Source organism: Polynucleobacter sp. P1-05-14, from assembly GCF_018881675.1.
Taxonomy (GTDB): domain Bacteria; phylum Pseudomonadota; class Gammaproteobacteria; order Burkholderiales; family Burkholderiaceae; genus Polynucleobacter.
Genome location: NZ_JACVPV010000029.1, coordinates 173924 through 195183, shown reverse-complemented (window position 1 = coordinate 195183; position 21260 = coordinate 173924). Strand labels below are relative to the sequence as shown.

19 protein-coding genes and 1 tRNA gene are annotated in these 21260 nt (G+C 46.4%); 16 read left to right on the top strand and 4 right to left on the bottom strand.

What is annotated here, in order from left to right; genetic code table 11:
* The first annotated feature begins 183 nt into the window (after nucleotides 1–183).
* The 8 genes from hfq to ICN37_RS09400 all read left to right on the top strand — a co-directional run bounded on the left by hfq (nucleotide 184) and on the right by ICN37_RS09400 (nucleotide 9466).
* A complete protein-coding gene (hfq, locus tag ICN37_RS09435; RefSeq protein ID WP_072582173.1) occupies nucleotides 184–435 on the top strand; it encodes an RNA chaperone Hfq in 252 nt (83 codons plus the stop codon).
* Nucleotides 395–1669 (top strand): GTPase HflX, encoded by a 1275-nt coding sequence (gene hflX, locus ICN37_RS09430; RefSeq protein ID WP_370623837.1) that lies wholly within the window; start codon nucleotides 395–397, stop codon nucleotides 1667–1669. The genes hfq and hflX overlap by 41 nt, the downstream gene beginning before the upstream one ends.
* Nucleotides 1659–3170, top strand: coding sequence for an FtsH protease activity modulator HflK (gene hflK / locus ICN37_RS09425; RefSeq protein ID WP_216156998.1), 1512 nt, complete (start codon nucleotides 1659–1661; stop codon nucleotides 3168–3170). Before hflX ends, hflK begins: the two co-directional genes overlap by 11 nt.
* Nucleotides 3170–4039: a protease modulator HflC gene (gene hflC, locus ICN37_RS09420; RefSeq protein ID WP_215321842.1), complete on the top strand. Its 870-nt coding sequence runs from the start codon at nucleotides 3170–3172 to the stop codon at nucleotides 4037–4039. Before hflK ends, hflC begins: the two co-directional genes overlap by 1 nt.
* 20 nt (nucleotides 4040–4059) lie before the next feature.
* Nucleotides 4060–5223 (top strand): ATP phosphoribosyltransferase regulatory subunit, encoded by a 1164-nt coding sequence (locus tag ICN37_RS09415; protein WP_216156996.1) that lies wholly within the window; start codon nucleotides 4060–4062, stop codon nucleotides 5221–5223.
* 60 nt (nucleotides 5224–5283) lie between these two features.
* On the top strand, nucleotides 5284–6624 hold the full coding sequence (locus tag ICN37_RS09410; protein WP_216156993.1) for an adenylosuccinate synthase: 1341 nt from the start codon (nucleotides 5284–5286) through the stop codon (nucleotides 6622–6624).
* A 60-nt stretch (nucleotides 6625–6684) separates the two neighbouring features.
* Nucleotides 6685–8901 (top strand): malate synthase G, encoded by a 2217-nt coding sequence (locus ICN37_RS09405; protein ID WP_216156990.1) that lies wholly within the window; start codon nucleotides 6685–6687, stop codon nucleotides 8899–8901.
* A gap of 70 nt (nucleotides 8902–8971) precedes the next feature.
* Entirely contained in the window at nucleotides 8972–9466 is a 495-nt protein-coding gene (locus ICN37_RS09400) for a hypothetical protein (protein WP_216156988.1), read from the top strand.
* Here ICN37_RS09400 and ICN37_RS09395 read toward each other — a convergent pair.
* Nucleotides 9453–9968 (bottom strand): hypothetical protein, encoded by a 516-nt coding sequence (locus ICN37_RS09395; RefSeq protein WP_216156985.1) that lies wholly within the window; start codon nucleotides 9966–9968, stop codon nucleotides 9453–9455. The two genes, ICN37_RS09400 and ICN37_RS09395, sit on opposite strands and share 14 nt — an antisense overlap.
* A gap of 91 nt (nucleotides 9969–10059) precedes the next feature.
* On the opposite strand from ICN37_RS09395, the gene ICN37_RS09390 reads away from it, so the two are divergent.
* From ICN37_RS09390 to ICN37_RS09375, 4 genes are read left to right on the top strand one after another with little or no spacing between them, the layout of a single operon-like run.
* The gene (locus ICN37_RS09390; protein WP_251368536.1) at nucleotides 10060–11292 is read left to right on the top strand and encodes an MFS transporter; all 1233 of its coding nucleotides are present in this window, start codon (nucleotides 10060–10062) and stop codon (nucleotides 11290–11292) included.
* 25 nt (nucleotides 11293–11317) lie between these two features.
* Nucleotides 11318–12004 (top strand): dienelactone hydrolase family protein, encoded by a 687-nt coding sequence (locus ICN37_RS09385; protein ID WP_216156982.1) that lies wholly within the window; start codon nucleotides 11318–11320, stop codon nucleotides 12002–12004.
* Nucleotides 12005–12009: 5 nt separating this feature from the next.
* A complete protein-coding gene (locus ICN37_RS09380; protein ID WP_216156979.1) occupies nucleotides 12010–12819 on the top strand; it encodes a DUF4239 domain-containing protein in 810 nt (269 codons plus the stop codon).
* Nucleotides 12820–12836: 17 nt separating this feature from the next.
* The gene (locus tag ICN37_RS09375) at nucleotides 12837–13337 is read left to right on the top strand and encodes a hypothetical protein (protein ID WP_216156977.1); all 501 of its coding nucleotides are present in this window, start codon (nucleotides 12837–12839) and stop codon (nucleotides 13335–13337) included.
* On the opposite strand, the gene ICN37_RS09370 is transcribed toward ICN37_RS09375, so the two are convergent.
* Nucleotides 13323–14645: an APC family permease gene (locus tag ICN37_RS09370; protein WP_216156975.1), complete on the bottom strand. Its 1323-nt coding sequence runs from the start codon at nucleotides 14643–14645 to the stop codon at nucleotides 13323–13325. The two genes, ICN37_RS09375 and ICN37_RS09370, sit on opposite strands and share 15 nt — an antisense overlap.
* 153 nt (nucleotides 14646–14798) lie before the next feature.
* On the opposite strand from ICN37_RS09370, the gene ICN37_RS09365 reads away from it, so the two are divergent.
* A complete protein-coding gene (locus ICN37_RS09365) occupies nucleotides 14799–16502 on the top strand; it encodes an amidohydrolase (protein WP_216156973.1) in 1704 nt (567 codons plus the stop codon).
* 119 nt (nucleotides 16503–16621) lie between these two features.
* Here the strand turns inward: ICN37_RS09365 and ICN37_RS09360 are convergent.
* A tRNA-Leu gene (locus ICN37_RS09360) sits at nucleotides 16622–16708 on the bottom strand.
* 155 nt (nucleotides 16709–16863) lie between these two features.
* On the opposite strand from ICN37_RS09360, the gene rnr reads away from it, so the two are divergent.
* Genes rnr through ICN37_RS09345 form a run of 3 tightly spaced genes read left to right on the top strand, consistent with a single transcriptional unit; the run spans nucleotide 16864 to nucleotide 20234 of the window.
* On the top strand, nucleotides 16864–19245 hold the full coding sequence (gene rnr, locus ICN37_RS09355; protein WP_216156971.1) for a ribonuclease R: 2382 nt from the start codon (nucleotides 16864–16866) through the stop codon (nucleotides 19243–19245).
* 20 nt (nucleotides 19246–19265) lie between these two features.
* Nucleotides 19266–20033, top strand: coding sequence for a 23S rRNA (guanosine(2251)-2'-O)-methyltransferase RlmB (gene rlmB / locus ICN37_RS09350; protein ID WP_215359863.1), 768 nt, complete (start codon nucleotides 19266–19268; stop codon nucleotides 20031–20033).
* A gap of 15 nt (nucleotides 20034–20048) precedes the next feature.
* Nucleotides 20049–20234, top strand: coding sequence for a DUF2892 domain-containing protein (locus ICN37_RS09345; RefSeq protein ID WP_216156969.1), 186 nt, complete (start codon nucleotides 20049–20051; stop codon nucleotides 20232–20234).
* Here ICN37_RS09345 and tal read toward each other — a convergent pair whose 3' ends face one another.
* Nucleotides 20235–21212, bottom strand: coding sequence for a transaldolase (tal, locus tag ICN37_RS09340; protein ID WP_216156967.1), 978 nt, complete (start codon nucleotides 21210–21212; stop codon nucleotides 20235–20237). It lies immediately after the preceding gene.
* Nucleotides 21213–21260: the final 48 nt, after the last annotated feature.

Below are 21260 nucleotides of genomic sequence, written 5' to 3'. Positions count from 1 at the left end.
TAAGCTGAGTTTTATCTTTCATTCGAAATGGGCTTGATTTTTTCCAAAATCAGCCCAATATAGAGGGCTGATTGAGTAGTTTGTAATAAATGATTTGTAGTGAAGGTTTCTAGTGAATTGGTATTTAATAAAAAAGCAAGACTCCCAAAAAAGTAATAAAGCAAAAAATAATTAAGGAGCAGTATGAGTAATAGCAACCCCAACAAAATTCAATTACTTCAGGACCCTTTTCTCAATGCTTTGCGCAAAGAGCATGTTCCTGTTTCGATCTATCTTGTAAACGGCATTAAGTTACAGGGCAATATTGAATCTTTTGATCAATATGTTGTCCTCTTGCGTAATACCGTGACACAGATGGTTTACAAACATGCAATCTCCACGATCGTTCCCGCTCGTGCGATTGATTTCCGTTTGGAAGAAGCTAGCCCTGTATAAAACTGGAGTAGATGCGGCACGCGCCGTTCTGGTTGGTGTAGATACAGGACGCGAGGATTTTGCAGATAGCATGGCTGAGCTCAGTCTTTTAGCTGACAGCGCCGGCTCTATACCTGCAGCCAGTGTTATCGCACGCAAGGGCAAAACTGACCCCGCCTTATTTATTGGTTCGGGCAAGGCTAACGAACTCAAGAGGGTGATGGAGGAGCAGGGGGCAGAACTTGCCATCTTTAATCACCCTCTATCCCCAACCCAGCAACGCAATTTAGAACGTCACATTGGCTTTCATGTAATGGATCGCACAGGCTTGATTTTGGATATCTTTAGCCAAAGAGCGCAAAGTCATATTGGTAAGACGCAAGTTGAGCTTGCACAGGTCCGCTATCGCATGTCACGCTTAGTGAGAGCCTGGAGTCATTTGGAGCGTCAACGCGGCGGTATTGGTGTGCGTGGCGGCCCTGGTGAAACGCAGATGGAGTTAGATCGCCGGATGCTAGCCACTAAAGCAAAGCGCTTGGAAAATGAGCTTGAAAAGCTGCAGCGTCAGCAAAGAACCCAAAGACGTTCCCGAAATCGTAGAGATGTGTTTTCGGTCTCCTTGGTTGGATATACCAATGCTGGTAAATCCACCTTATTTAATGCCCTAACCAAAGCCGGGACTTATGCTGCTGACCAGTTATTTGCCACTCTGGATACCACTTCTAGAAGGGTCCATCTAGAGGGGGTTGGTTCCATTGTGGTCTCTGACACGGTTGGATTTATCCGGGATTTGCCTCACCAGTTAGTAGAGGCTTTTAGAGCCACCTTGGATGAAACCATCCATGCCGACCTGATTTTGCATGTCATTGATGCCTGTAGCCCTGTAGCTAGAGAGCAAAAAGCGGAAGTTGAAGCGGTTTTGGAGGAAATCGGGGCAGATGACATCCCCCGTATCGAGGTCATGAATAAGATCGACCAGATGCCTCTAACCTTCACCCGTGGGGCTGTTTTAGAGCGGGATGGGGAGGGTATTCCGAGCCAGGTTTTCCTGTCGGCCAAGACGGGCTTGGGCCTTGATTTACTCCGTTCAGCCTTGGCCGAATACTCCCAAATGACTGATAGAATAAGGGTCGAGCGCAACCGTGCCAAGAAGCAATTGGCCCCGGATGAGTTTTTAGAGCCTTTACCCGAACGACCAGAAACTTCTGAATTTAATCCGATTGCCAAGCGAAGCTATTTTTCAAATGATGCGTAAATTTCTCGACCTGTTTTCGGTCAATGATCCAGGTTGGGGCAATAGCCACAATGCCGGTGGATCCAAAGATGCCAAAGATGGGCAGGGAAATGAACAAGCCCCCAAAGCAGATCCAGAAACTAATAAGCCGGTAGAGACTCAACCAACGAATCAGCCAACTAAGCCAGACGGCCCACCAGACTTGGACGAGCTTTGGCGCGATTTCAATGACAGAATTGCCGGTATCTTTGGTGGCAAGAAAACACCAGGCGCAACAGGCAGTCCTACTGGTAGGCCAACGAATAAACCAAAGAGCACCGATATTCCCCCACCTTCACAACGCGGAAATGGCGGTAACGGTGGTGGTAATGGCGGCATCAATGCGCCTAACTTTAATTTCAATAATCCATTTGGATCTAAAGCAAGCATTCTTGTTGCTGGAGCGCTTGTCTTCTTTGTGTGGATCTGCAGTGGCTTCTTCATTATTCAAGAAGGGCAGGCTGGCGTTATCTTAACTTTTGGTAAGTACGATTACACCGCTAAGCCGGGTATTAACTGGCGTATGCCTTGGCCAATTCAGTCTGAAGAGACTGTGAATTTATCAGGAGTTCGCTCTGTAGAAGTAGGGCGCCCCGTATTAATCAAGGCTACCAATCAAAAAGATTCTTCAATGCTCACCGAAGATGAAAACATCATCGATGTGCGCTTTGCTGTGCAATACCGCCTCAAGGATCCTACGGATTACTTATTTAATAACCGTGATCCTGATGCGGCGGTAGTGCAAGCTGCTGAAACGGCTGTGCGTGAAATCGTTGCTCGCAGCAAGATGGATACCGTACTGTACGAGGGTCGTGAAAAGATTGGTATCGATTTAGCCAACTCAATTCAGAAGATTTTGGACAGTTACAAAACGGGCATTTACGTGACTAGCGTAACCGTCCAAAACGTTCAGCCACCAGAACAAGTTCAAGCAGCGTTTGATGATGCAGTAAAAGCGGGTCAAGACCAGGAGCGCTTGAAGAGCGAAGGCCAGGCTTATGCCAATGACATTATTCCGCGCGCCAAAGGTACTGCAGCCCGCCTGATTCAGGAGGCTGAGGGATACAAGGCTCGTGTAGTTGCTACTGCAGAGGGCGATGCCACACGTTTTAAACAAATATTGGTTGAATACTCTAAGGCGCCTCAAGTTACTCGTGATCGCATGTATATCGATAGCATGCGCGAGATGTATAACAACGTGACCAAAATCTTGGTTGATACCACTAAGAGCAATAGTCTCTTATATCTCCCACTCGATAAGATCGTTGCACAGGTGAGTGCTGAAAGTGCTCAAGCGGCAAATACACAGGCAAATCAGTCTGGTACCAACACTCCAACTGGTAGCGTGACAGTTGGTGGTGCCACTGGAGTAAATACTCCAGCCCCAACTTCCAGTGCTGCTCCTGCAGCTCCAGTGTCAGCTGTGAATAACTCTACCGATAAACGTGATGGTCTCCGTAGTCGTGATCGGGAGTCCAGATAATGAATGCCAATCGTTTAATCGCTGCAGGTATTGGCTTTATTGCGCTGATTTATGTTCTGTCCTCTAGTATTTTTGTCGTTGATCAACGTCAGTTCGCTGTGGTGTTCTCATTTGGACAGATTGTTCGTGTGATTGAGAAGCCGGGCATACAAATAAAGTTCCCAGCGCCATTTGAAAACGTGCGCTTCTTCGATCGTCGCATCTTGACAATCGATAATCCAGAAGCAGAGCGTTTTATTACTGCTGAGAAGAAAAACTTATTGGTAGATTCTTATGTGAAGTGGCGCATTGTTGATCCACGAAAATTCTTTATCAGCTTCAAAGGCGATGAGCGCTTAGCTCAGGATCGCTTAACCCAATTGGTTCGTTCCGCCCTGAATGAAGAATTCACTAAACGCACTGTGCGTGAGTTAATTTCTGATCAGCGTGAAGAGGTGATGCAGGGTATTCGCAAGAAGGTTGCTGATGATGCCTCTGATATCGGCGTAGAGATTGTTGATGTGCGCTTAAAGCGTGTTGACCTCTTGGCAGAAATCAGTGATTCTGTATATCGCCGTATGGAAGCAGAGCGTAAGCGTGTGGCTAATGAGCTCCGCTCCACGGGTGCTGCAGAATCCGACAAGATTCGTGCGAATGCAGAGCGTCAACGTGACACTATCCTGGCGGAAGCTTATCGCGATGCCCAAAAGATTAAAGGGGCAGGGGACGCTAAAGCGACTGCACTCTATGCAGAGGCGTTTGGGCGCGACCCCCAGTTTGCTCAGTTCTATCAAAGCCTAGAAGCCTATAGAAGTTCTTTTAAGGACAAGAAGGACATTATGGTGGTTGAGCCGAATGGTGAGTTCTTTAAGTTCCTGCACAAAAAATAAGAAAGCGAATAGTCCACATCATGAATCGCTGGTTACTTCCTGAAGATATTGCAGACGTTTTGCCCGCTGAGGCTCGCAAAGTTGAGTCATTGCGTCGTGCTATTTTGGATTTGTATCAATCCTATGGTTATGAGTTGGTTGCCCCCCCTATTTTGGAGTTTTTAGATTCCCTATTAACCGGCACTGGCTCCGATCTTAATCTGCAAACTTTTAAATTGGTAGACCAGTTATCTGGGCGCACCTTAGGTTTGCGTGCAGACATGACTCCGCAAGTTGCTCGTATTGATGCACATCTCTTGAATCGTGCTGGCGTCACTCGTCTTTGCTATGCCGGATCCGTTGCGCACGCTCGCACACCAGTTGGTAGCTCAGCGCGTGAAGAGTTGCAGTTGGGCGCAGAGATCTATGGATGTGCCACTTGGGAAGCTGATCTAGAGGCTATCACCTTGCTTCTCAAAACGCTGTCTCTTGCAGGCCTAGAAAAGGTTTACCTCGATTTATCTCATGCGGGCATTTTGGCGGGTATCTTAGATGGCCAGAATTTAGATAAAGCAACGGTTGAAGCTTTGTATAGCCTTTTGCAAAGCAAGGATCGTCCTCGCTTAAGTCAGTGGGCGGCGTGTTTGCCTGCGAATGTTGCTAAAGCGCTGATGGCCTTGACTGAGTTAAATGGCCCTTGTGCTGAAGTGTTGGCAAAGGCTAAGAAAGACTTGCCTAAGCACGTAGCAATTGATCAGGCTTTGGCAGATCTGGAGCGTTTAGTTTCAGCTGCAGCGAAGTTATCTGTCAACTTAGAGCTCAGTATTGATTTGGCCGATCTTCGTGGCTATCAATATCACAGTGGTGTGATGTTCGCGGCTTATATAAATCAGTTGCCTCAGCCCATTGCCAGAGGTGGTCGCTACGATCATGTGGGTCAGGCCTTTGGCCGCCCTCGTCCAGCAACCGGATTTTCGTTAGATCTTTTGACTCTTGCAGGCTTATCACCCATGAAGGTGCGCAAGTTGGCTATCTTGGCTCCTTGGGTTGAGGATGCTGCATTAAGCAAGGCAATCACCGCCTTGAGAAGTCAGGGCGAGGTGGTGATACAGATTCCAGTAGGAACAGCAGCAGAAGCTGCCGAGTATGAATGTGATCGAGAACTGGTAAAGCAGGGCAGCTCTTGGGAAGTAAAAAAGAAGTAAAGCAATCAATTTGGCATTAAGCAGTTAACTTATTTTGTAATTATCTTTTTGGATTTCATTATGTCTTCAACGCAGCAAGCAAAAGGTCGTAACGTAGTTGTCATTGGCACCCAGTGGGGTGATGAAGGCAAGGGTAAGGTAGTGGATTGGTTGACTGACCATGCACAAGCAGTAGTTCGCTTTCAAGGTGGACACAACGCCGGCCATACATTAATCATAGGCGACAAGAAGACCATTCTTCGTTTGATTCCTTCTGGAATCATGCATAAAAACGTGATTTGCTATATCGGTAACGGCGTGGTGCTTTCACCAGAGGCGCTCTTTAAAGAGATCGGCGAGCTCGAGGCTGCTGGTTTAGATGTTCAGTCCCGTCTCAAAATTTCTGAAGCAACCACTCTAATTCTGCCTTATCACGTAGCTATTGATCATGCTCGCGAGAAAAAGCGCGGTGAGGCCAAGATTGGCACAACTGGTCGCGGCATCGGACCTGCGTATGAAGATAAAGTAGCTCGTCGTGCTTTGCGTGTGCAAGATTTGTTCTACCCAGAGAAATTTGCTGAGCAATTGCGAGAGAATTTGGAATACCATAATTTCATGCTCACAAATTACTACGGTGCTGAGCCAGTAAACTATGAGAAGACTTTAGCTGAAGCAATGTCTTATGCAGAGCGTCTTAAGCCAATGGTGGTGGATGTATCCAGTGCCTTGTATGCTGCCGAGCAATCTGGTCAAAACTTGTTATTTGAAGGTGCGCAGGGCACATTGCTCGATATCGATCACGGCACCTATCCCTATGTAACCTCCAGTAACTGTGTAGCAGGTAATGCTGCTGCAGGTTCAGGGGTTGGGCCAGACTCTTTGCAATACATTTTAGGTATTACGAAGGCTTACTGCACACGCGTTGGTGCCGGCCCATTCCCAAGTGAGCTATATGACCATGACAATCCTGCAAGACAAGATCCGATTGGCGTGCGTTTGGCTGAAGTAGGTAAAGAATTTGGTTCTGTCACTGGACGCCCACGTCGTACTGGCTGGCTAGATGCTGCTGCTTTGAAGCGCTCGATTCAGATCAATGGCCTATCTGGTCTTTGCATTACTAAGCTAGATGTCCTTGATGGCTTTGAAACTATTCGCTTATGCGTTGGTTATCACCTTGATGGCAAGAAGTTAGATGTATTGCCGCGTGGGGCGGAATCAGTTGCCCGTTGCGAGCCAATTTATGAGGATTTCCCGGGTTGGAAGGGTACAACTTTCGGCATTCGCGAGTGGGATAAGTTGCCCGCCGAAGCCCAAAAGTTCCTTCGTCGTATCGAGGAAGTAGCTGGTAAGCCGATTGCAATGGTATCTACAGGCCCAGAGCGTGATGAAACCATTCTTCTCCAACATCCTTTCCAGGATTGATGGAAAATATTTAATCAACCATATTTATTAACTTTCGCTTTAGAGACAAAGGTTCACAACATGACTGCGCGCACTACTTGCAATAGCCTCCAGGTGGCAACTCCCTTATATAGATTCATCGAAGACAAAGTACTTCCGGGTACTGGTATTAAGAGTGCCGATTTTTGGAAAGGTTTTGATGAGATCGTTAAAGATCTCACGCCAAAAAATGATGCCTTGCTCGCAAAGCGCGATCGCATTCAGTTGGATTTGGACAAATGGCACCAAGCCAATCCAGGCCCAATCAAGGATATGCCTGCGTACCGCAAGTTTTTGAAAGAGATCGACTACTTAGTTGATGTGCCGGGAAAAATTACTGCAACCACCAAGAATGTAGATGATGAGTTGGCTCTGCAAGCTGGCCCTCAATTAGTGGTTCCAGTGCTTAATGCACGCTATGCCTTAAATGCTGCTAATGCACGTTGGGGCTCTTTATATGATGCCCTCTATGGCACTGATGTTCTCTCAGAAGAAGATGGCGCAACCAAGACTGGCGCTTACAACCCAATTCGTGGTGCAAAAGTAGTTGCATACGCTCGCAATTTCTTGGATCAAGCTGCACCATTGGCTAAAGGTTCGCACCGTGATTCAGTTGCGTACTCTGTTGATGGCAATAAGCTGTCCGTTAAATTAAAAGACGGCACTACAACAGGTTTAGCGGATGAGAAGCAATTTGTTGGCTACCAAGGTGAGGCAGCAGCGCCAAGCTCTATCTTGTTGCGCAATAACGGTGTTCATATTGATATTGAAATCAATAAGACTAAAACGATTGGTGCTAGCGATCCTGCAGGCATCAATGATGTTGTCCTCGAGGCTGCACTCTCCACTATTTTGGATTTGGAAGACTCGATTGCTGCCGTTGACGGTGACGATAAGGTGCTTGCTTATGAAAACTGGTTAGGCATTTTAAAAGGTACTTTAGTTGAGGAGGTGAAGAAGGGCGATAAGACAATTACTCGCTCACTAAACCCAGATCGCAAGTACAAAGCCGGTATCGGCGCTGTTGATGCAAAAGATGGTGTGGTAACTTTGCATGGCCGTTCACTCTTGTTCCTTCGTAACGTTGGGCATTTAATGACGAACCCAGCCATCATTACTGGCGAAGGTAAAGAAATCTATGAAGGTATATTGGATGCGGTAGTGACTGTATTGATTGCTTTATACGACATCAATCGTCCAGCAAGCCAAACCATTGGTAATACTCGCAAGGGTTCTGTTTATATCGTGAAGCCAAAAATGCACAGCCCAGAAGAAGTCGCTTTCGCAGGCGAGCTCTTTGGGCGTGTTGAGAAATTACTCGGCTTACCAGCAGACACTGTGAAACTGGGCATCATGGACGAAGAGCGTCGCATGAGTGCAAATATCAAGGCGGCTATTGCTGCTGCCGGTGCGCGCGTAGCCTTTATTAATACTGGCTTCCTAGATCGTACTGGTGATGAAATGCACACAGCGATGTATGCAGGTCCAATGATGCGCAAAGGTGATATGAAAACCAGCAAGTGGTTATCCGCTTACGAGCGTCGTAACGTATTTGCAGGATTGGATTGTGGCTTGCGTGGCCGCGCTCAAATCGGTAAGGGTATGTGGGCAATGCCAGACATGATGAAGGCCATGGTTGAGCAGAAGATTGTTCATCCTAAAGCAGGCGCAAACACTGCTTGGGTGCCATCACCAACAGCAGCAACCTTGCATGCGCTGCATTATCATCAAGTAAACGTGGCTGAACTCCAAAAAGAAATGGAAAAGCTCGATACAGCCGCTGAAGCAGAAGCGCTAATCGATGATTTGTTGACTATTCCAGTGGTTGAAAAGGCCAACTGGTCTAAGGAAGAAATTCAGCAAGAGTTGGATAACAATTGCCAAGGTATCTTGGGTTATGTGGTGCGTTGGATTGATCAAGGCGTTGGTTGCTCCAAGGTGCCTGATATTCATAACGTAGGCTTGATGGAAGACCGTGCGACTTTGCGTATCTCCAGCCAGCATATCGCTAACTGGTTGCTCAATGGCATTGTGACTGCTGATCAAGTCAACGAGACCTTGCAACGTATGGCTAAAGTAGTTGATAGTCAAAATGCTGGCGATTCTTTGTATCAGCCAATGATGCCTAACTACCAAGATTCATATGCCTATAAAGCAGCGAGCGATCTGATTTTCAAAGGTCTTGAGCAGCCTAACGGCTACACAGAGCCTTTGCTGCATGCATGGCGTTTAGAGGTAAAGAAGGCGCACGCTAAGTAATCTAGCCGACGCTTTAAGTAAAAATGGATTTGCCCAAAAAGCAAATCCATTTTTTATTACACACCGTCAAATGTTTGCATTTTTAAACCCATTCGCCAAGTCATATCCCAGGTTTCCATTTCAGTTTGATGATGGCGGAAGGGGGGCGGCTGGCTTTAAAGGTGGCGCAGGAGATTGTGTTGTCAGATCTATTGCCATTGCCGCAAGCCTGCCTTATATGCAGGTCTATGAGGATTTAAGACTGGCAAATGAGAGTTACGCCCAACTGAAAAATGACCGCCTTGCTAAAAGGCTCAACGTCAAAGGTTCGTCACCCAGAAACGGTAATCACCGGAATGTCTTTCATGACTATATCCTAGCCCAAGGTTTTGAGTGGGTGCCCACTATGAAAGTAGGGGCGGGCTGTCAGGTTCACCTACGCCCCGACGAGCTACCCAAAGAAATGCTGATTGCTAGGGTTTCGAAGCATCTCACCGCGATCATTGATGGCGTGATTCACGATACACACGATCCCTCAAGAGGCGGAAATCGTTGTGTCTATGGGTACTACGTTAAGAGGCGGTAGGATCTTTCTGGCGATGTTTTATATTCCACGCTGCCTTAAAGGTGTTGGTCATTCCAATCATGGTTGAGGTGGTCCATGCGATTGAGAATAATCCTGAAAAGGAAATAAAGAAGGCAAGACTTTTCCAGCCATTGGGTAGGATGTCTGAGACGAAGCCTACTGTGGTGTAGCAGCTACCCACGAAGAGTAGCGTCTGTAAACCGTCGTCGATTAATCTGAGGTTGGTGATATAGACGGTCCAAATGATAATTTCTGTGAGGTGAATAAGGGCGATGATTAAAAAAGAGGCGTAGAAGTGATAAAAAACGCGGTCATACTGCTTCTTCTTGAGATTTTGATCGGTTAACCTCTCAAAGCGAATCATGACGTAATTAATCAGGCCGCCATGGAAAGCAACTACCATGATCAGGCCCAGTAACCCATAAAGTGCATCTCTCACTAGGGGCAGAAGTGGGATGCCAGCTAAGGATGTTTGAGCTACAACGTCTGGGGTAATTGGCATAAATTTAGATAGTTCTTGAAAGGTATGGGATAAGCAAACATCTGGATCAGGGTTGATAATGTCATATTGATTACCTCAAGTAAAGCATCCCTTGAATACCGTTTCTCATACTACTGAAGCCATGAAGCGAGAGCGCTTCTTTTTGTTTTCATTGGCTGGCATTCAGTTCACCCACATCCTGGATTTCATGATTATGATGCCTTTGGGGCCTCAGTTCATTACAGCGCTTTCCATTAATACGCATCAATTTGGTCTGCTGCTGTCTTCTTATACTTTTGCTGCTGCAATCGCTGGGGTATTCGCCACCTATTACATCGACCGTTTTGAGCGAAGGCAATTGCTCCTGCGTTTGTATGTTTGCTTCATTATTGCAACGATAGCTTGTGGGCTTGCTTCAAACTATCACATGCTATTTATCGCCCGTGCATGCGCAGGTGCCTTTGGAGGCATTCTAGGATCTTTGGTGCAGACGATTGTGGCTGATAGCATTCCTTTTGAGCGCAGAGGTAAGGCGCTGGGTACGGTCATGGCTGCTTTCTCAGTTTCAACCGTTGCAGGCGTGCCTTTGAGTTTGTTCTTAGCTAATCACATTAGCTTTTTAGGCTGGCGTGCCCCGTTTATGTTTATTGGACTCATCTCTATATTGATTCTATTTATTGGATATCGCTATATCCCTAAAATTTCTGGCCACTTGCATCACGTTCATGAAGGTAATCGCTTCCAGCAAATCTACGAAGTCTTTGTTGCTCATCGTCATCTACGCGCCTTTCTGTTTGTGGGTCTAATTATGTTGACTGGCTTTACTGTCATTCCTTATATTGCCCTCTATCTCACCGCTAACGTTGGGATCGAAAATTCCTACATTTCCCTGATCTATCTTTGTGGTGGTTTGGCGACTTTGATGAGCTCAAGATTTATTGGACACATGGCGGATAAATATGGCAAGGTCAAAGTATTTCGCATGCTAGCCATTATTAGTTTGATACCGATCTTAGTGACAACCAATTTAATGCCGGTCCCTTTATGGGTGGTGCTTGTTAATCAGACCGCCTTCTTTGTCTTGATTTCTGGCCGAATGATTCCGGCCATGGCTATTGTGAGCCAAATGGTAGAGCCCAAAATTCGGGGAACCTTTATGAGCTTAATTGGCTCAGTGCAGATGTTGGCTTCCGGCATAGCATCAGTAGTAGCAGGCCTAGTGGTCACAATTACAACCAATGGAAGGATGGAGCATTACAACCTAGTTGGTTATGGGGCTGCCATTTGCGGCTTGCTCACTTTTTGGGTTGTGGGATATATTCATTCTGATACGAAAAAAGCGTAAGAACTAAAGAGCATAAGGAGACCCCATGATTGAATTTAAAAGACCCGATGGACAGGCAGTAAAGGGTTACCTGGCCGAGCCAGTCGATAAAGCGGATGCCCCTGGAGTAGTTGTCATTCAGGAGTGGTGGGGTTTGGATGATGAGGTGAAGGCGGTGGCTGTTCGCCTTGCTAAAGAGGGCTATCGCGCACTAGTCCCAGATTTATATCGCGGTAAGTTAGCGATTGAAGCTAATGAAGCTGAGCATTTAATGGGCGACCTGAACTTTGGTGATGCGGCTGGTCAAGATATTCGAGGTGCTGTTCAGTATTTGAAAGCTACTGGCAGCACAAAGGTTGCGGTGACAGGATTTTGTATGGGCGGTGCGCTGACCATTTTGGCCGCATGTAATGTGCCTGAACTCGACGCTTCTATCGTTTGGTACGGCAATCCTCCTTTGGAGTATGTCAATGCAGAGGCCATTAGCAAGCCGATGTTAGGCCACTGGGCTATGCATGATAAGTTCTTTCCAATAGCCGGAGTCGATCATCTAGAACAGAAGCTAAAGCAAGCGGGCGTGAATTATGAATTTCACCGCTACGACACTAAGCATGCCTTTGCAAACCCTAAATCTGATGGACGTGGATTGGCTCCACTAAAGTACAACGCAGAAGCAGCGCAGCTGGCCTGGGAGCGTACGCTCAATTTCCTACAAAAAAATATTAATAACTAGGTCTTATGAATAAAAGTACTCGTGAAGATGCATTCTTCAATTGGCTATACAAGAAAAGTAATGTCCAGATTCTTTTAATATTAATTGTCTTCTTTGTTGCCTTGTTGGATCTGATGCCACGTGTACTGCAAACTATCCCGATCCTTGCGCCTACACAAGATAGCACTCGATTAGGTTTGGGCCTTTTTGGATCCATCATCACTCTGAGCGGCCTGTTAATTGGTTTTTTGCTCAATCAAGCGCAAAGCAATTTTCGCGAGGTCCAAACCTTGGTTTCTCAAGAGGCCGGACGAATTAATAACTTGGATCGTCTGCTGACCCGATTTGGCGACCCATCTATAGCGCCTATTCGTGTTGAACTATTTGAATATATGAACTCCATTGTTAATGATGAGTGGGCTCTATTGCAAAAGGGGCAAGGCAGTACTAAAACGCACATGCTGTGGCGTGGAATTTCTAGGCAACTCATGTCAATCGAACCCCAAACCAATCGTCAAACAGCAATGTATACAGACATCATTAAGAAATCTGAAGAGGTTGCTGAGAGTAGAGAAGCTCGTATTGAGCGCTCAAATATCCGCTTACCAGGTCTATTTTGGATAGTCATTTTGATCTGTATGTTTGCCTTGATTGGCATCAATACTCTATTCTTGCCCTCAGATTCATTTTTTTTGGGATTGAAGATCTTGCCTATCACTATGGGTGCTTTGATTTCTTTGTTAGTGATAACCGATCAGCCGTTTAAGGGTCAGAATTCCGTTAAGCCAGCTGCATTCTATAAAATTATTGAATCCATTAAAACTCGTAAAGAGTAATATCTTCCTGAATCAATATGCACTTATTTTCTGAAAATCTTGCAGTAGAAATTTCCTCCTATTACCGTAATTTGGCATTGGGTCATGGGGTTGTTCCAAAGGTATTTACTTTGGTACACGGCGAGGGAGATCAATACCTATTCTTTATTGATGATCTCCCTATGAAGAGTGATGATGAGCAGAATCAATTTCTTGCGTATATCGTACAAGCACATGAGGCGGTTTGTTATGCGCGTGGCACTTTGGTAATCGTTGAAAAAAATCAACAGTTTATTGAATTTGCAGTCATTGATCGGGATGATGTGGATGCGATTGTCTGCTCAGCTGAGCTCGCTAGAGATGTGGACGATAGGCCTATATCCTTAGGCGAGTTTGATAAGACATTGGTTAAGAAGGGCTCGATTATTTTTGGCGGCCTCTTTGATCCCGTACAACTATCAGAAGACAAGACTGAAGATTTTGAAAGTCTGTGGGCGGAGATGAAGTCTAAAATTTTGCACCGTTCAATGGGACTTTAATTTCTTTCGGAGGAATTTGCGAGATGTTGCCTCAATCGCAAAAGATCCAACCAGGGCAGCCACTAAAGCAATTGCACTATTTGACGCAGTCTCGATTACATTGATAAACAGGGTGGCAAACAAACTCAAGTTAATGATGATTGCCGCCCAGAGTGGCCAAAGCTTGGCGCCTGTTTGATTGCGTACGCGAATATGCCCATAAGTAATGGCAGCGTAGACCAATAAAAAGGCAAGGCTTGCCATTTTTCCAACAACGTCTAATGGAAATGCTAGTACCAAAGCAATTACTAGCAGCGCTGAAATAGTTAATGCGCGAAGCTCTGTTTTTAAGACTTCGTCACCCAAGGCCTCTGAGACCGAATTCTTTTGCGCCATATCGGCTGCAATATTCGAAGCTGCAAAGATGGTGGCGTTGAGTGCTGCTGCACATGCTAGGAGGGCGGAGGCTCCAATGACAACAAAACCAATCTTCCCAGCAACTATTTGGGCGGCATCGGCTAAGACACGTCCACTATCAATAATCATTTGGGCTGGAGTAAGGAGGAGGACCACTGCGGTGCTGACCAATATATACGCAATAGTTACCAAAATCAGGGCGAAGAACATTGCTAGCGGTAACTCTTTATGGGGTACTTGCATGGCATTGGATGAGTTGGTTACTACACCAAAGCCTTGGTAATTGATGTATAGAATTCCTGTAGCAATCGCAATACCATTGATCGACCAATTGGTCATCTTAAATGCACTAACATCCGCAACATGTATGCCATCTATAGAAAATAAGATCAGTGCAAGTGTTACAAATCCAATGGCAAGCATTTCAGCTCTGCCAACGATATCAGTGCCTAGTAAATTAATGCCGGCACAAAGAATCACTATCACGGCACCAATGAGTTTGGTTTCTGCGGGGGATAAATGTCGGCCTAGCAAAGTATTGGAGTATTCGGCAAAGCCTGCGGCGTAGAGTGCGGCGGCGATAAGGTAGGCAATGTATTGAAATACATTGAGTCCACCTGAAATCAGGCCGGGACCGAAACTCATGACTGTGAAGGTAGCTGCTCCTCCGCTACTGGGGAAGGTGGCTCCTAATTTAGCATATGAATAGACCGAAAAAGAAGCGGCAATCGCCCCCAACAAAAAGGCGAGGGGAATATGCGTTCCAGCATGAGCACTAGCGGTACCCAGCAGAGAGAACAGCCCGGCACCCATCATTCCACCAATACCGAGGGCAGTAGCAGAAAAAAGACTAATGCTCTTCCCTTTGAGGGTAGTACTTTTTAGAAGGGCAGGTTTGGATGGGTTTATCAAGGGGCGCAGGTTTCTGTTTATAGCCTCTATATTAAAGCTTACAGTAAATTTAAGCCAACTTACGGCAAGATCATTCGGGGTTACGAAGTCCGTGGCTAAGGGTCAACTTTGCGCTGTTAGAATCATCTTAAACCAACTTTTCTGAAGGTAAAAATGCGATATATCAATCGAATCGCTCTCGCAGCAATGTGCCTAGTTGCGCAATCAGTTATTGCGGGTGGAAATGCAGATACTATATTTTATGGTGGCCCTATTCTTACGGTAAACCCAAAAAATGAGCAGGCTCAAGCATTGGCAGTGCAGAACGGAAAAATTGTTGCTGTAGGAAAAAAAGATGTCGTTACAAAAGAATGGCAATCTAGCTCAACTAAGGTTGTGGATCTTCAGGGTCAAACCTTGATGCCAGGTTTTGTTGAGCCTCATGTTCATATCATTGGCACAGCCATGACTGAGGTATTGGGCTTAAATCTCTCCAATTTTAATTTGCCGTATGACTCATTGGGTACATTGAGCGCAAAGATGAAAGCTGCGTTGAGTAGCATTCCTCCGGGAGGGTGGCTTTTTGGTTTTGGTGTTGATCCATCGCGCACCGATCCGTTTATGACTGAGTTGAACGCGGATGTTTTGGATAAGGTATCCACTACAGTGCCGATTTTTATCATTAATCAATCAGGGCATATTGGTTACGTAAACCATAAAGCATTGGAATTGGCTGGCGTTACAGAAAGCACGCCCAATCCTGGCGGCGGCGGAGTATATGTCAAAGATGCAGCAGGAAAGTTGACTGGTGTGCTAATTGAGCCGCCAACTTATGCGCCGTTTATGGCAAAGATGCCTAAGCCACCTATCGCAGACTTGGTAAATGCTATCAAGAAAACTGTTAACAACATTGCATCTAGCGGTGTGACTACCTCTGCAGAGATTACTGTTGGTTTTGACTTGGGGCTAGATCAGGAAGTAAAACTGTACCAATCTTTATTCGCAAATGACGCCATGCCAATTCGGGTACGTGGTTATTTATATGGCCCAGCGATCCCCGCTGGATATACTGGCTTAAAGCCAAACGAGGGTAATGATCGTTTACGCTTTATTGGTGTCAAGTTTATTTCTGATGGATCTACTCAAGGCTTAACAGCGGCTTTAAACGATCCATATGTCTATCCAAAAAATACTGCTAACCGCGGTAATTTGGATTATCAGACTGAAGACCTTTATCAGCAAATGAAAATCTACTTTGATCAAGGCTGGCAATTGGCCGTGCATGCTAATGGCGACCGCGCAATTGATCAAACCTTATCTAACTATGAGAGATTATTAGCCGGCAACCCCAATCCAAAAGAGCGCCGTCTGCGTATCGAGCACTTTACGGTGAATACTCCAGATGAGGTAAGCAGGGCGGTAAAAATTGGCGCTATCCCAGGATTTACGATTGGGCATGTCGACTATTGGGGGGAGGCTTTCCATAATCATTTGATTGGGCCAGAGCGAGCTAATCGAATTGATCCATCGGCGAGCTTCCAAAAGCTTGGAGCACGCTATGCATATCACAGCGATTCTCCAGTTTCTAACGTAGGTCCTCTCAATTACATCTCTGAAGGTGCGGGTCGTTTATGGCAAAAGCCTGCTCGTCAGGTGCTTGGGCCTAATCAACGTGTCAGTGTGGATCAGGCTATTCGTGCAGTCACCATTAATCCGGCTTATGAAATGTTCTCCGATGACAAGATTGGCAGTCTGGAAGTGGGTAAGCAGGCTGATTTAGTTGTTCTGGAGAAGAATCCTCGCGCAACTGCTGTAGATGAAATCCGTAATATCAAAGTTAAAGAAACTTGGATTGATGGCAAGAAACAGGCTTGGTGATCAGAGTTTTAGCTAATTGAAGAATGAGCCGCCTTAGGGCGGTTTTTCTTTGGGCGCTTAGAGTACTTGCCTATTGTAAAAAGGGCTTTGGTCCCCATATAGGTCTTTGTAGGTGTATTTGGTGCCCAGGAAGGGACTCGAACCCCCACAACCTTACGATCGCCAGCACCTGAAGCTGGTGCGTCTACCAATTTCGCCACCTGGGCATGCCCTTATTATAGAGGGATGGGCGTTTTGAGGTCATTTCTATCCCCATTGGGCTTTTTCCCCTCAGACTTGGTGGTTTGATACAGTAGCCTTATTCATAACAAATATAGATATCAGTAGATATATACAGGGCATGTATTGCCGAAGGAATTAAATGCGTAAAGCAAAAGACTTGATGCCACGTGAGGCTGACCGCTTAGGAACAGTTCAAGGGCATCGAGATGGATTTGGATTTGTTATTCCCGATGATGGTGGTGAGGATATCTTTCTGTCAGAAAGAGAAATGTCACGCGTCATGCACGGCGACAGAGTCAATGTCAGGGTGCTAGGAACGGATCGACGTGGTCGCCCAGAAGGGCAGATTGTTGAAGTAGTTCTGCACGCTAATAAAGTAGTGATTGGTCGTCTCTTAAATGAAAACGGTGTTCTGATTGTTGCGCCAGAAGATAAGCGCATTGGTCATGACATTTTGATTCCGCCTAAGGGTCAAGGACAAGCGAAGCTAGGCCAGGTTGTCAGCGTAGAGATTATTGATTACCCAGATAGCTATCGTCAGGCAGTTGGGCGTGTAGTTGAAGTATTGGGTGAGATTGACGACCCCGGTATGGAAATCGAAATCGCTGTACGTAAGTATGGCGTCCCCCATGAATTTTCTGCCGCCGCTATGAAAGAGGCTGCGGCATTGCCAGATACAGTCCAGCAATCCGATCTAGAAGGTCGTGTTGATTTACGTGACGTGCCTTTAGTCACTATTGACGGTGCTGATGCGCGAGACTTTGATGACGCTGTCTATTGCGAACCCGTCATGTACGGCCAGACTAAGGCTTGGCGTTTGATCGTGGCGATTGCAGACGTATCCCATTACGTCAAACCGGGTCAGCCATTAGATGACGAGGGCTTATTGCGTGCTACTTCAGTCTACTTCCCAAGACGTGTAATCCCTATGCTTCCAGAGAAGATCTCGAATGGTCTTTGCTCGCTGAATCCGGGCGTAGACCGTTTGTGCATGGTGTGCGACTCCGTTGTGGATAACAACGGTATTGTTTTGGCTTATCAGTTTTATCCAGCAGTCATGCATTCAGCACAGCGCTTTACTTACGATACTGTTTGGGAGATTCTCTCCAATAGCAAAGGCCCTGAGGCAACACGCTTTGCTCAGTTCCGCCCATTACTCGGCAACCTTTACTCTCTTTACAAGATTCTATTGGCTGCTCGTGAGAAGCGGGGCGCTATTGAGTTTGAAACAACTGAAACACAAATCATTAGTAATGAGCTTGGCAAGATACTTCGCATTGAGCCGCGCCTTCGCAATGATGCCCACCGCTTAATTGAAGAGTGCATGTTGACTGCTAACGTATGTGCAGCCGACTTTATTGAAAAAAATAGGCACCTTAGTCTCTATCGTGTACATGGTGAGCCATCAGAAGAGAAGTTGGTTACTTTGCGCCAAGTTTTGAGAACTTCAGGTCTGTCATTAGGCGGTGGCGATAAACCTAGGCCACGTGACTACGCTAAATTAATGCGTGAAATTAAAGAGCGCCCCGATGCCAATATGTTGCAGTCAGTGGTATTGCGCTCCATGCAGCAGGCGATGTACCAGCCCGATAATGAAGGCCACTTTGGCTTGGCTTACCCAGCTTACTCTCATTTCACAAGCCCGATCCGCCGTTATCCCGATTTGCTAACGCATCGCGTGATCAAGTCGATTCTTCAGAAAAAACCATACGTGCCGGTATTGCCGCCGAAGGTTCCACTCAATCTCACTTTGCCACGTAAAGGTAAGGGTCGTGAGAATGCAGTCAATGCCAAGAAATCCCAAAGCGATGCAAAAGCCGGGGCAGCCAAAGGCACTAAGCCACCTAAAGGGGCTAATGCCGCATTACCAATTTGGGGTCAACTAGGTGTTCACTGCTCATCCAATGAGCGTCGTGCTGATGAAGCTTCACGTGACGTAGAAGCTTGGCTCAAGTGTTACTACATGCGTGACCATTTAGGTCAAGAATATGCTGGTACTGTCACCGGTGTTGCGAACTTTGGATTATTTATTCAACTAGAGAATCTCTTTGTTGAAGGCATGGTGCATGTCACTGAGCTTGGCGGAGATTACTTCCAATATGACGAAGCGCGCCAAGAATTGCGTGGAGAGCGTACTGGTATTCGTTATCGCTTAGGCGATCGTTTGCATGTATTGGTCAGTCGAGTTGACTTAGATGCGCGCAAGATTGAATTTAGTCTCGTCAAATCCGTTGGCGCAGAGCCAGGCGGCTCTTCTAACCGTCGCCAGTTGTTGTTGGCAACGGATACCGGTAGACCCAATAAAAAAGCAGCCCCTCAAAGAGGTCGTTCTGACAACAAGGTTCCACAAAAGCCAAGTGGCATCAATGTTAATGCAGCTAAATCTGCTGGAACTCTGGGTGCTAACCAGTCAAAGAGTAAAGCCACTCGCAAAAATGGCAAGGCAAAGCCTGGTAGAACCGTCGGCAAGCCTGCAGGCAGTAAGCCTCCAGTTCGCAGCACTAAAGCACGCCGTAAATAAAGATTGAATAGAAAAATAAGATGAAGCAAATATTAGTAGGATTTCATGCGGTACAGGCGCGCTTAAGGGTGGACCCAGATAGCTTGAAGTCTGTGTACTTTGACTCGGGTCGACGTGATAGACGCATGGGGGATTTTTTAAAGCAAGCCGAAGAGATTTTGGGTGAGCGTTTGCATGCAGCAGATGCAGAGCGCCTCCATAAGTTGACAGGGCATGATCGTCACCAAGGTGTTGTTGCTTTGGCTGAAAAAATGACTGTGGCACGCACTGTCACTGAAGTGGTTGAGGATGCTGAGAGTGCTCAGAAAAAACCATTGTTTTTGGTTTTAGATGGCATTACTGATCCCCATAACTTTGGTGCTTGCTTGCGTGTAGCAGATGGCTCTGGCGTAGATGCTGTAGTGGTTCCCAAGGATCGCTCCGCATCGGTTAATGCTACCGTTAGCAAGGTATCTAGTGGTGCATCAGAAGTGATGCCAGTCATTACGGTGACCAACCTCGTTCGCAGCATGAAAGAAATGCAAGAAGCGGGTGTTTGGTTAATTGGAACGGATGACGAGGCTACTAAATCGATCTATGACATCGATCTCACAGGCCCGATTGCGATTGTGATGGGGGCTGAAGGTGAGGGGATGCGTCGCCTTACAAAAGAAACCTGTGATGAGCTAGTGCGTATCCCTATGCAGGGTGTTGTGTCTAGTTTGAATGTATCTGTTGCAAGTGGCGTATGCTTATATGAGGCATTAAGACAGCGCCTAGCTAAAGTATCTGACAAAGCTGCCAAGTAAAACAAGGAGCTTCATATGAAATGCAATATCGGACATACTGATCGCGTTCTACGAATGACTGTTGGCGTCACGCTAATGGGCTTAGCTGGTTTTGGTATTACTGGCCCATGGGCTTGGATTGGCGTTATTCCTTTATTAACCGGAATATTCGGTAACTGCCCAGCTTACTCAATACTAGGCATCAATACCGCCAAGAAGTAATTACTTGGCTAGTAGTGATTCCAACTTCTCGGTATCCACGCAGAAGTTCCGAATCCCTTCAGCCAATTTCTCGGTAGCCATTGCATCATTGTTGAGCTGCAGGCGGAAACTGGATTCATCTAGTTTTAGCGGTGCAATGCCTTCCGCCTCTAACGCTGCTTTGGCATTAGCAGCATCGAGTTTTACCTCGACTGAGGTATGGCTGCTCTGGAGCTCAGCTAACAGCTCTGGGCTAATAGTCAAGAGGTCACAACCCGCTAGCTCTAGGATCTGGCTAGTATTACGAAAGCTGGCCCCCATGATTTCAGTAGGGATGCCAAAGTGTTTGTAATAGTGAAAGATCCTCTTAACGGAAGTGACGCCTGGATCATTTGCACCGCCATTGGCACTATCACTCCAGTTGCTGCCTAACTTCGCTTTATTCCAATCAGTGATACGACCCACAAATGGAGAAATGAGTTTGGCATTGGCGGCACCACATGCAGCCGCTTGCACGAGTGAGAAGAGCAGAGTCATATTGCAATGGATGCCTTGCGTCTCTAATTCTTTGGCGGCGGCAATGCCTTCCCATGTGCCCGCTAATTTAATCAGAATGCGTTTACGATCAATTCCACGAGATTCGTAAAGGGTAATTAAATGCTTGGCCTTAGCTACAGTGCTCTTGGTGTCGAATGAGAGTCTGGCATCTACTTCTGTAGAAACGCGTCCTGGAACAATCTTCAGAATCTCTAAACCAAACGCAACCAAGATGTAATCCACCAAATCGGTCGGGCTCATGCCTGGATGCGTTGCTTTGACCGACCGGACCAAATCTTGGTAATTACTTTGTTGAGCAGCCTTCAGAATCAGGGAGGGGTTGGTAGTCGCATCTTGCGGCTGAAAGGCCTGCATGCGCTCAAAATCGCCTGTATCAGCCACAACCGTGGTGAGTTTCTTGAGTTGCTCTAGTTGGCTTAGTGACGAAGGGGTGCTATTCATGGGCTTGCTCGCGGCTCTAGGGTGGTTTTCTGATAGATATCATATGAT